Below are 12,502 nucleotides of genomic sequence, written 5' to 3' on the forward strand. Positions count from 1 at the left end.
AGAATTAATTATAAAAATATAAAGGTTCCATAAAGTATAGTTTACGATGGCGTTGTGCAAACAAAAATCAATAAAAATACAACTGCTAACAACAGGTTTACTTACTCTATACAATAAAATCACACCAATAAGTAATCTAGTAATACATTAACAAGTGTTTTTATAACTTCATCTGATGAATATTTTATAACTATTGTCTAAATTGCCTTGAATAAAGCCTCTCTAGGTCTTACATCTCTTATAACATAAACTAATTTTTAAGCATTATGACCAATCCATTATTAGTATTTAGCGAACTACCTGCCTTTTCAAAAATTAAACCTGAACATGTAAAGCCTGCTGTTGAGCAATCAATTAGTGATTGCAAAAAAATCATTGAGCAAGTTCTCGCTAATAATGATGTATTTACTTGGGAGAATTTAGTCTTACCCATTGATGAAGTTGATGATGTGCTATCTAAACTTTGGTCACCGGTTTCCCATATGAATTCAGTTGTTAGTAGTGATGCATTGCGTGATGCCTATGAATCTTGTCTGCCTCTGTTATCTGAATATGGCACCTTTGTTGGTCAACATGAAGGTTTATATCAAGCCTACTTTAGCGTTAAAAACAGTAAGCGATTTGAACAGCTCAACGTAGCTCAACAGAAAGTTATCACTAATGCCCTTCGTGATTTTAAACTATCAGGCATTGCCTTAAGTAATAATGATAAGAAGCGTTATGGTGAAATAGCTACTCGCTTATCAGAGCTCAGCTCAAGCTTTAGCAATAATGTGCTCGATGCTACCCATCCCTTTAGTATTACCATCGAAGATGTAAAAGAGCTTACCGGCTTGCCAGAGAGTGCTTTAGCGGCGGCAAAAGAACTCGCTACAGCAAAAGAGCAACAGGGATTTACTTTTACCCTTGATATTCCAAGTTATCTACCGGTAATGATGTATTGTGATAATGCGGATTTGCGCGAACAACTTTATACTGCATTTGTTACTCGTGCCTCAGACCAAGGTCCTAATGCGAATAAATTTGATAACAGTGCCATCATGGATGAGCTACTAAGCTTGAGACATGAATTAGCTAACTTGCTTGATTTTGACAACTATGCCCAACACTCATTGGCCACTAAAATGGCAAATAGTACGAGTGAAGTAATGGCATTTCTTGAAAATTTAGCCCTTAAATCACAACACCAAGGTAAACGAGACTTTAACGAACTAAGCGACTTTGCTAAGAGTGAGTTCAAGAAAGATAACTTACAGGCTTGGGATTTAGCTTATTACAGCGAGAAGTTAAAACAAAGTCGTTACGCCATTTCAGATGAGCAATTACGTCCATATTTCCCTAAAGACAAAGTTGTTTCTGGTTTATTTGAAGTCGTCCATAAGCTATTCGGCTTATCTATCAAACATCGTGAAGGTGTTGATGTATGGCATGACGATGTTAACTTTTATGATGTATTTGATAAATCAGGTGCAAGACGAGGCAGCTTCTATCTTGATCTTTATGCTCGCGAGAAAAAACGTGGTGGTGCTTGGATGGATGACTGTGTTGGTCGAAGCCAGTTAGCTGATGGATCTATTCAATACCCAGTTGCCTATTTAACGTGTAATTTTAACGGCCCTGTAGGCAATCAACCGGCATTATTTACCCATGATGAAGTCGTTACCCTATTCCATGAATTTGGTCATGGTATTCATCACATGTTAAGCCAAATAAACGACAGCAGTGTTGCCGGCATTAATGGCGTTCCTTGGGATGCAGTAGAACTTCCTAGTCAATTTTTAGAAAACTGGTGCTGGCAACCTGAAGCACTTGCATTTATTTCCGGCCATTTTGAAAGTGGAGAGCCATTGCCTCAAGAAATGTTAACCAAAATGTTGGCAGCGAAAAACTTCCAATCTGCGATGCAAATGTTACGTCAGATTGAGTTCAGCATCTTTGATTTTACTATGCATGAAAGCTTTGACCCGAAAGCATTAAACAATGAGAAACATATTCAGCAAGTGCTCGATAATGTTAGAACTAAATACTCAGTTGTAACCGCACCTGAATTTAACCGCTTCCAACATGGCTTTAGTCACATCTTTGGTGGTGGCTATTCAGCAGGTTACTACAGCTACAAATGGGCAGAAGTCTTATCAGCTGACGCCTTTGGCTTATTCGAAGAGCAAGGTATCTTCAATGAAGAAACCGGTCAGTCATTCTTAACCAATATTTTAGAGAAAGGTGGCAGCGAAGAGCCAAGCGAGTTGTTTAAAAACTTCAGAGGCAGAACACCAGAAATTGATGCGTTATTACGTCACTCTGGCATCGAAGCTTAACTGAGTAAATACATCACAATGACACACGAATCGTTTAAATCATTATATCAACGTGCCGCCGATCGAAAAGGTGGCACACCGGCACTAGAGCTATTGTTAGGTAAAAGAATATTGGGCAAGAAATTGCTCGACGATAACGCAGCAGAACAAAGTATTGTTCAACTCACTGACGATAGAGTTTTAGCCGCTTTTACCAAGCAGATTTTTAAATCTGGTTTTGTATGGCGAGTTGTTGAAAACAAATGGCCTGACTTTGAAGAGCACTTTTTTAATTTTAATATTGAAAAAATGCTGATGATGCCTGAAGAAATGTTGGAACGAAAAGCGGCAGATCCGAAAATCATTCGTAATTATAATAAAGTCAAAACGATTAAAGCCAATGCGCAGATGATGTTTGATATCACACTAGATAAAAACATCAGCTTTGCGCAGTTTATTAATGACTGGCCAAGTGAAGATATCATTGGCTTATGGGCTTATTTGAAAAAGCATGGTCAACGCTTAGGCGGTAATACTGGGCCATACGCACTTAGATTATTAGGCAAAGATACCTTCATTTTAAGCAGTGATGTTGAAGCTTATTTAAGGGCACAGCAGATCATAGATGGCGGCTTGCAAAGTAAAAAAAGCTTAACCGCTATTCAAGCGTTTTTTAATACATTACAAAAACAAAGTGGCTATAACTTAACACAGTTAAGTCGTTTGATTGCTTTTGCTAGTGCCGATAATTATGTGCAGGTTGGAGAGTAACCTGCACATAATTTACTATCTAAGCACGGCCATACTTATCTTCAAAACGAACAATGTCATCCTCACCTAAATAACTACCCGATTGTACTTCAATCATTTCTAATGGTAGTTTCCCTGGGTTTTCTAGCGCATGAACAGCGCCAACAGGAATATAAGCTGATTGATTTTAAGTTAATAACACGGCTTTTTCATCTATCGTTACTTTCGCTGTACCCGACACTATGATCCAGTGTTCAGCTCTGTGATGATGCATTTGCACTGATAGTTTAGCGCCTGGCTTTACAGTAATGCGTTTAACTTGGAAACGCTCTCCCGTATCAATACAGTCATATTTTCCCCACGGGCGGTAGGCTTCACGATGTAATACTGCCTCACTACGCTTATCGGCCTTTAACTGCTCAACTATTTGTTTAACTTCTTGTACTTTATCTTTATTGGCAACTAATACAGCATCAGGTGTATCAATAATCACTAAGTTATCAACACCAACTGTTGCAATCAGCTTGTTTTGACTGTGAATATAACTGTTAGTCGTTTGCTGAGCAATTACGTCACCTTTTAACACATTTTTGTCATCATTCTGATGGCAAACTTCCCAAAGAGCAGAATAAGAGCCAACATCGCTCCAACCAGCGTCAAGCGGCACAACAACAGCTGAATCAGTTTTTTCCATTACGGCATAATCAATTGACTCACTAGCACAAGCTAAAAAATCAGCCTTGTTTGGACGAAGAAAATCAAGATCTTGCTCAACACCTTTCATCGCTTGATGACAATTGTCTAAAATATCACCTCGATGTTTAGCTAACTCTTCTAAATAGCGCGAGGCTTTAAATAAGAACATACCGCTATTCCATAAATACTCACCCGAGTCTAAATAGCCTTCAGCTGTAATTTCATCTGGTTTTTCTACAAACTGAGCCACTTCAAAGGTAGATCCTTTTAGCTCACTGCCTTTCTTAATATAGCCGTAGCCCGTTTCAGCATGAGTCGGCACAATACCAAAAGTAACTAACTTTCCTTGCTCTGCAGCAAGACTTGCTTGTTCAACGGCTTTATGAAAAGCGGTAGTATCTTGAATAACATGATCGGCCGCTAAAACTAACAACATGGCGTTTTCATCTTTTTCTAAGGCATGAATTGCGGCTAGCGCTACCGCAGGTGCGGTATTACGTCCTTCGGGCTCAAGCAATATAGTACTTTGCTCTTGCGATAATTGTCGAACTTGTTCTGCCACTAAAAAACGATGCTCTTCATTACAAATGAAGACGGGTTCACAACTGTTTTTAGGCAAGCGTAATAACGTATCTTGCAACATGCTAGTATCATTAACTAATGGTAAAAACTGTTTAGGGAAAAGGGCACGAGAAAGTGGCCAAAGTCGTGTGCCGCTACCGCCACACATTATTGCAGGGAAAATAGATACCGCAGAAGACGTTGTTTTTGTATTCATATTTATTCCGTTGATGATATTGAAGTTTCATAGAAAATAATGCGGTTATAGTAAGCGATACTAAAACCTCTTTATGTAATATTTTTTTACTTCTGGGTATTTTTAGAAAGAACCTTATTTACCCTGATAGCCCTCCAGATAAAACAACAGTAATAATTATGGAGAGTAGAGCTTTTTCTAATTCCAGCTGAATCATGCATCTTCAAGTGGAGCGGGTATATTATCTAAATGTGTATTATTTCGTTTAAAATAATTTTTACTAACGACAATAACATATAAATGTATGTATAATTTACATACTGTTAATACCATTTATTACCCGTTGAATTTAGCTGCAGCCTGTTTTTATTAAAACATAGAAGTAAAGTAATTTACAAAAATTTTATCTACATAGAAAAATAATATCATTAAGGGTAATACTTTGAATATAAAAAAAATCAATTCAAATATATTTAAACATAATTTTTCACCTTTCATCTTAATACTTTCAATTACAATATTAATAGCCCTGTTAAATATTCCTATTATGCAGACCCTATGGAGCTATAGTTTTGATGATGGCACTTATTCACACGCTTATTTTATTCCTCTTATTGTTGCTTATTTATTTTATGTGATAAATAACAATGGAGAATTAAAGTATAGAGAAACTATATCTTTACCTGCTTCAGTACTACTAATTATAAGTGCATATATACTTTTTGTTACGTCAACTGCGCAAATTAGCCTGTTATACTGGTTGGCCATTTTATTATTACTTTGTTCAAGTATTATTTTTGTTTTCAATGCTAATATCAAAATAGCTTCAGCCGCATCCTATTTTATTTTTTTACTCCCTGTGTGGGGAATATTAACCATTCCTCTACAAGACCTATCAGTATTTGCTGCTAATACCCTTTTGGGGTTCACTACTATTCCTGTATTTGTTGAAGAGCAGTTTGTACACATTCCATCAGGGATATTTGAAATTGCTGGTGGTTGTAGTGGGTTACGCTACTTGATTACTTCTCTAGCAATTAGCACTTTATTTTCCTTTCTATATCTTAGAACTATCAAAAATACCGCTACCTTTATTTCAGTGGCAATACTTGGTGCGTTATTAACAAACTGGTTACGAATATCAATCTTAATTATCATTGGTCACCAGACGGAAATGACAAGTGACTTAATGACCGATCATAATATGTTTGGTTGGTACCTTTACATTCCCTTTATATTCTTACTGTTTAAGTTTGGTGGGTATCTTGCTGATAAAGAAAATAACAAACCAATCACATCTGACAGTTCAGCCAAAATACAACTGAATACGCCTAGTTGGCCGTTAGCTATTATTTTGTTTACTATTTTATTGTTTTCTTCTACCTCATTACACATGTCAACAACAACAACTCCTGAAACAAAACTTATAGATGTGCTTAATCAACCAATCATTTATAACTATTCAACGGTTGAAGTTATCACTAACAACTCAAATAAAACGCAATTAGTTTACAATTTTAGTGAAGATAATTTAGAATCAAAACCCACTTTTTTTGAAAATAATTTTATTCCTAAAAATTGGCTTATTATTGGTAAAGTTATAAACAATGAAGAGCAAGTTATTAAAATAAAAAATGGCAAAAGAACTGCTGTTATTACCCTCCGTTATGAAATATCAGGACTAAAAATTGGAAGTTCCTCGCGATTCAAGCTTGAAAGGCTTAAGCAAGCAATGTTTGGACAAACAAAAACTAAACTGCATTGGCAATTTCAACTAGATTAAATGCAATGAATGCACACACAAAAAGGTTATATTATGAGAGAGGGATTATATTAGCAGGAGGTAGTGGTACTAGACTTTATCCACTAACCAAAGTTGTTAGTAAACAGTTAATGCCTATTTATGACAAACCTATTGTTTACGACCCATTGACCACGCTTATGCAAGCAGGCATAAACGATATTTTAGTGATATCAACAAATACGCGACTGGTTAGATCATGCACACGGCATTGATTTAGTACTTATAAAGATCGTGTTGGTGAAAACTATAATATTGGCGGTAATAATGAATAATGGTGGCAAAGCGTGATTGACGGTAGTTATCAAGATTGAATTAAAGAGCAGTATTGTTCGAAATAATGACCAATCGGTGGAGAGGCTCTAAAATAGAGTCCTCCTTATTTTTATAAAACCTCTAAAGTAATATCATCAACTAAAAAATTTCCTTCATAATAGTTAATATGCGGTTCACCTAGCATAAAGTATTCAGGATAAGCACTGTCTTTAGGCCAGGAAATAAAGTCTTTTTCTAAAAAGCTTTGCTTTCTATTATCAGCACAAGCAGGATCTAGCTCTTCAACCGTTTGATTGTAGTGAAACACACAATTCTTTCTAATATTGATTGTATCTTTATAGGTTGTAAGCCCCCCATTTTTAAAATTCCCTGTGATTGAAAATTGATAAAAAAGTGCGGTTCTAACAAACGTCACCGTATACCATTCATTGTCGAGATAAGAATCCATAGGTACATCAGAAATATGTTGCCATTTATTATCAAGGTAGCTAATAAATTTTTTTCCAAAAGCTTGATGAGTTTCACTTTTTCCATCAAGCGCAATAACATTTACCGAGTTATTAAAATTTTTCCTGTTCCAACTATCGATAACAAATTTACGATGATGATGAATCCAAATATTGTTATGTGGCTTAGGTGGTTTATCCAGTATAGCTAACCAATAAAACCCATTGTGACCCACACTCGACATTTTACGCCAAGGTCCCGCATTTTCATCACCCTTGCTGTAACCATTAAGCTTACTTTCATTACCATAATTAGCAAAACCTATTTTTAAACTAATACGATATTTTGGCGGTAAAGGTTTTTTAGATCGGAGAACCACGCCATCGGTATGATCGGGGGTTGATATTTTTAATACCTGGTTACTTGCATCCATAGGATCTGACACAACATCTAAATAATCCAATAGAATCGGATCTTCAGTACGAGTATAAATCTCTGCCGTTAACCAATTCCCTTCACCTATTGAAATAGTATTTCTATAAGCTTCAGGCGGAAGAATATTTTGTTGTTGATAATATTCTCCCGACTCAGAATAGGGACCCTCGTATTTTGCAGCATCAACACGCCACGCTGGAATATCAGAAAAAGGGAAGCTTTCAAAATTTTCTCTATAAGATTGATTAGCACTTTCTTCATTTACTTTATTTATTAAAAAATCATCACTTTCAGAACAAGCAAATAATAAAAAAAAACAAACTAGGCACGCACCATTTCTTATTTTCATTTTCCAGCTTCCATTCATATCGCTTATTATAATTTTATATCATGACTTAATGGCACAGCCTTTTTGTCTTCTAACCTATCATAAAGCAACGTAGAGACTTCATTAGGGTTGCTAATTGGATCCCAGATAGGCGAAATACGTCTTTTAAGGCCACTTGCCACACGGTCAATAAAGTTTGCTGCTGGTATAGGGATATACAGCCATCGCAGTAACATATATATTCTACGACGTATGCACCAAAAATAAATTGCTTGTTCACCATACCATTTATAGCCCCAACGCTTCTCGAATAATTCATGGGAATATTTACCAATTTTAGCGTTCCAGCGGTAGTTAAAATATTTAAGATCATTTAACTCCCCTCTAGTACCTAGGTTATCAAAATAGATTATTGATTTGGGTTCAGAAAATAAAAGCTCGCCTTTAGCCGTTAGTTGCATGCCAATATCTAAATGTTCCCGTATAGTCATGTACGGTAATTCGATATTATCAAAAGCATCTGTTCTAAACATCACACCATGGAGCTCAAATGCATGTGTTGGTTGAATTTCAGTTGGCATGTTTTCAGGCAATTCACGACGATAAAGTTTATGTTCAAGTAAATAAGGAATACCTTCAACATCAACAACTCTAATTTCAACATTAAATGAGTGATTACGAGTATAAGCACCATCTACACCACCGGTTTCTAAAATTAAAGGAGCAATAACTGCTGCGCCAGTGTTTTCGCCAGTTTCAATTAATGGTGGTAACCAGTTTTCAGATACTCTTGAATCATTATCAAGTAGAAAAGTAAAAGGTGTTTTTATTTCCCCTTGGACCTTTAAAAGACCTTCCATTGGTATCATTAAACCATAAGACAATATACTAGCGTTTGACTTACCAGAGATGCTTTTTTGTGCTTTTGATAATTCCGACTTTGGGTACCCTAGATCTAAAATAACAAGGTCAAATAAATTTTCATCGGTATATCGATAAACAAGATCGATGCACTCAGATAAACCGCTAAATCGATCTCTGGGAGAGATTACAATAGTCACTTTTTTTTGTGTCATATTTGAATTCCTTTCTTTTTACATTTCCTATTCAAAATTGGGCGCCCAGTAAACTGTTTAACCAAGGTAAATCACTGGTAGTAGAGTACATCCAGCCAAAGCGCCTTGGGGGTTTTAAGGACCAATAGGGTTTATTTTGTTTTTTGTTTTTCTCTTTTATAAATCTAACATAACTCTGCTGACATTGCTCAAGCAAAGCAGAAAATAACGTTTTCATCATAAAACCATCTCGGCCAGATGCTTCTTTTACATAAGTAGACTTCCCTAATAATCCCGCGACATCACATGCATGTTGGGGATCAGTCCATTGATTTAATTCTTCTTGTTCTGAGTTTTCTATAGCAACAATATATTTAGGAATAACAATATTTTTCACACGCTTATCGCCATAGAACAAACCATAGTTTAGAACAAAATCACCGAAAGCATCAATTAATGCCGCCGCCCGTTTATCATTTGTTAATAGATAGTATCGCCACAAAGCATCCCCTAGTAACGCCATCATCCATGGAGAGCAAGCAGGTGAATTATCTCCCCATCCCTCATGAGATTTAAAGCTATGCTGCGGGCAGCCTCTTAGTTGCCAATCATCTTGTGGATTAAAAGTCATTTCTACCGTGGCATCGATAATATTATTTATACGGACTAATGCCGCTTCATCGTTAGATACTTCCCAATAAGAAACCGCAGTATTTAATGCCGCGGCTTGGTTACGCTCAGTCCAAAACCCACGTCTTGAGCTGTAATTTTCATCCCAAGCTAAAGAGGCTTGATATATTTTTTTAAGCGCATTTTTAGCTTCACCACTTCCAGAGAGTAAAAAATCATAAAGTAACCCTTTGGGCATCGAATATTTAACATCAAAGCGTTTTTTTAACGTAAACAGCCCTTCTTCATCAATGTGTTGTTGATAAAAAGAAGACAGTCTATTTCCCTCTGTTAACCAATGTTGTTCGCCACTCATGATAAACAGTTGAAAAATAGCTTGCGGGCGATCATATAACCATTGCCCTGCTTTATTAGCCGGATAGCCTTTCTTACTTAATAGATCTTGATTTGTAAAATAATAAGCATATTTTTTTTGGGGTTCTATGTACCAATCATGATCATCTTGATTATATTCTGGATGCAATAACAATGCCTGTGCTAACCAACTCTGCGTTGGAAAAATCAAAGTAACATCTACTTGGTTTAAATAAGTCTCATTAGTAAGAGTAAGCTGATTTTTTTGATGATTGTGCCAGTAAAGAGTTAAATTTTTAGAAGCAAGGGTTTGTTGTTCAACTTCAATTAATAATAAACGTATATAATTATCGCTGCTAACTTTATCGGTTTTAGGCCAAGCATTCACTATGGAAAATTTAGCTTGTATTTTTTCAATGCCAGCAATCAATTGTAGCGTAGCGTCATTAGAAATAAGCTCTTTAGGTACAGGGAGTAACAATCGAGTTAATTTAATTGTTGCTATTTGTTTTGCGATTTTCGGCTCAAGTTCAATATTTACCAATGAATCAGTTTGAGCACCAAAACTGTTTAATGACAAAACTAAAAGATAGAATAAAACAAGCCGAAAAATTAGTTTTATCATTACTGCTTACTCATTCGCAATATCGCCATTAAAGGTTGATGATCGCCTTTTAATAACTTGAATACTTCAACATCAACCAAATACATGTCAGGTGTGTATAAAACATGGTCAATCCTAACACCAAACCAAGACGTATACTTGGTATCGTTATAACCAAAGCCTTTTACTTCCACAGCATCATGTAAATCGCTAAAACTTTGGCGAAATAAATTTTCATCTCCTGGCATGTTAAAATCACCAACAATCACTGTGTTTTGTTGATTATTTGTTGCCCATACGTTTATCAAGTCAACTTCAAACTGGCGATTCTCTTCTATTTTCTCAGCAAACACCTGATCAAAATATCTATAAATAACCCCCATCAATACCGAGCGTGGGGTTTCTAAATGAATATTCGCTAATGAGAGTTGCCCACTTGGTGTGGCAATATGATAAAAGGCTGCGAACTTCCCCCAGCCACCGAACAATTTTCGGCCTAAAGTACGTGTTCGGGTAAAGGGATATTTACTTAAAATACATAAACCTGAAATACATTCACCAACATAGTCATCAGGAGATAATTTGGTTAAATCTATGCGACTAGCTTCTTGTAAAAGTAAAATATCGGGTTTGATATCTTTCACCAATAATTTCAGTTCTTTTTGCGATCCACCACCACCAATATTATAGCTAACCACTTTAAGCTCATCAACAGTAACATTGTCGGCAGCAAAGTAATGCCAAAGTTTAGGTAACTGAAAATCAAGGTAATTAAAAGAGCATAAAATCAACAGAGGGTAAACTGCTTTTTGTTTTGTCGATAACATGCGCCAAACAAAGACAATGGGTAACACTAACAGCAGCAACAACCAACGGGGACCGAATAACAATACATATTTAGGTATTATTAATACATTTAAGGTTGGCCACCACGGCAGTAAAGTAACGACAATGCAGGCAATAATACAAATAAAAAAATAAATAGTTATCCATTTTTTCAAGTTAAACATTATAAAGCTGACCATATTTTTTTGCGGCAGACTCTATTGAGAAATTAGCACTTATGTACTTGAAAGCATTATCACCATATTCTGTAACTAACTGGCAGTTATCGATAAAACACTGAATATGTTCAGACAACTTTTTATCATCGTTATAGCTAAACAGCCAGCCTGTTTGTTCATTAATAACTAATTTAGGGTTACCACCAACATCGGTTGCAATAACAGGTATTCTATTTGCCATGGCTTCAATAATCACCATAGACAAGCCCTCAGTTTCAGAAGTTACAACCAAAACATCTATATTTGAATAAATAAGCTCTCTATCATTAACCATGCCATGAAAATTCACCTCAACATTGGCAATACTATTTTGGTGAAACTGTTTTAATAGGCTTAAACATTCGCCATCACCAAAAAAGTGTAAAACAATATTGCTTTGTGATTTTACAGGTAAACACTGAGCTGCATTTAATAGACTAATTTGATGCTTCAGTGGAATCATTCTGCCAACAGAGCCAATACGTAAATTCTCACTACGCTTTTTAGCAACAGGCGAAATAATGACACCATTGTCGATAACTAAACTAGGGGTATTATGCCATTTGTGCTTTGCCTGAAAGTTGTTCAACCCCTCTTGAGAAACAAAAGTAATTGCATCAACATATTTATTGGCTTTCACATGTAAATCTAACCAATGTTTTGCTGTTAAAGGCGCGGCTCCGTGACGAGTATAAATGATTTTTTTATTCAAAAAGGGCAATAATAAATTTAAAAATTTCAACGCATGAGGCGAATGTATATGAATAACATCAAATTTTAGCAAAACAAGGAAAACACGAAAAACCTTAATTAACGAACCGCCACCATAACTAGCGACAGGTATTCTATTCACTTTACACTCACCCACTAAAGGCTCATCAGGATTTCCTAATGAAATAATAGCAGGCTTTATATCTAATTTTTTTTGAACACTACATAAATCAATAACAAAACGCTCAGCTCCACCAATGTTTAAGCTAGCAACAATATGAGCCACTTGAATTTTTACACACCTACTTTTCATAGTTA

The 12,502-nt window shown here is 35.8% G+C and carries 8 protein-coding genes and 2 pseudogenes; 4 read left to right on the forward strand and 6 right to left on the reverse strand.

Going from position 1 to position 12,502, the window contains the following annotated elements:
• Positions 1 to 266 precede the first annotated feature (266 nt).
• Positions 267 to 2,318, forward strand: coding sequence for an oligopeptidase A (gene prlC, locus ESZ36_RS05160; protein ID WP_146784444.1), 2,052 nt, complete (start codon positions 267 to 269; stop codon positions 2,316 to 2,318).
• Positions 2,319 to 2,336: 18 nt separating this feature from the next.
• Positions 2,337 to 3,068, forward strand: a complete 732-nt coding sequence (locus ESZ36_RS05165; protein ID WP_146784447.1) for a DNA-3-methyladenine glycosylase I — start codon at positions 2,337 to 2,339, stop codon at positions 3,066 to 3,068.
• Between the two features lie 19 nt (positions 3,069 to 3,087).
• On the opposite strand, the pseudogene ESZ36_RS05170 reads toward ESZ36_RS05165, so the two are convergent.
• A pseudogene (locus tag ESZ36_RS05170) lies at positions 3,088 to 4,488 on the reverse strand (mannose-1-phosphate guanylyltransferase/mannose-6-phosphate isomerase).
• A 454-nt stretch (positions 4,489 to 4,942) separates the two neighbouring features.
• Between ESZ36_RS05170 and xrt the strand changes: the two are divergent.
• On the forward strand, positions 4,943 to 6,283 hold the full coding sequence (gene xrt / locus ESZ36_RS05175) for an exosortase (RefSeq protein WP_170235771.1): 1,341 nt from the start codon (positions 4,943 to 4,945) through the stop codon (positions 6,281 to 6,283).
• A gap of 5 nt (positions 6,284 to 6,288) precedes the next feature.
• Positions 6,289 to 6,498 (forward strand): annotated as a pseudogene (locus ESZ36_RS05180) (sugar phosphate nucleotidyltransferase); the annotation flags it as partial.
• 188 nt (positions 6,499 to 6,686) lie between these two features.
• On the opposite strand, the gene ESZ36_RS05185 reads toward ESZ36_RS05180, so the two are convergent.
• Genes ESZ36_RS05185 through ESZ36_RS05205 form a run of 5 tightly spaced genes read right to left on the reverse strand, consistent with a single transcriptional unit; the run spans position 6,687 to position 12,497 of the window.
• On the reverse strand, positions 6,687 to 7,808 hold the full coding sequence (locus ESZ36_RS05185; RefSeq protein ID WP_146784453.1) for a hypothetical protein: 1,122 nt from the start codon (positions 7,806 to 7,808) through the stop codon (positions 6,687 to 6,689).
• Positions 7,809 to 7,834: 26 nt separating this feature from the next.
• Positions 7,835 to 8,863 (reverse strand): glycosyltransferase family protein, encoded by a 1,029-nt coding sequence (locus ESZ36_RS05190; protein WP_146784456.1) that lies wholly within the window; start codon positions 8,861 to 8,863, stop codon positions 7,835 to 7,837.
• 31 nt (positions 8,864 to 8,894) lie between these two features.
• Positions 8,895 to 10,451 (reverse strand): hypothetical protein, encoded by a 1,557-nt coding sequence (locus ESZ36_RS05195; protein ID WP_146784459.1) that lies wholly within the window; start codon positions 10,449 to 10,451, stop codon positions 8,895 to 8,897.
• Positions 10,451 to 11,440 (reverse strand): endonuclease/exonuclease/phosphatase family protein, encoded by a 990-nt coding sequence (locus ESZ36_RS05200; protein ID WP_170235772.1) that lies wholly within the window; start codon positions 11,438 to 11,440, stop codon positions 10,451 to 10,453. The genes ESZ36_RS05195 and ESZ36_RS05200 overlap by 1 nt, the downstream gene beginning before the upstream one ends.
• A complete protein-coding gene (locus ESZ36_RS05205; RefSeq protein ID WP_146784465.1) occupies positions 11,433 to 12,497 on the reverse strand; it encodes a glycosyltransferase family 4 protein in 1,065 nt (354 codons plus the stop codon). Before ESZ36_RS05205 ends, ESZ36_RS05200 begins: the two co-directional genes overlap by 8 nt.
• Positions 12,498 to 12,502: the final 5 nt, after the last annotated feature.

Origin of the sequence: Colwellia demingiae, assembly GCF_007954275.1 — a bacterium.
In the GTDB taxonomy this organism is placed as follows: domain Bacteria; phylum Pseudomonadota; class Gammaproteobacteria; order Enterobacterales; family Alteromonadaceae; genus Colwellia; species Colwellia demingiae.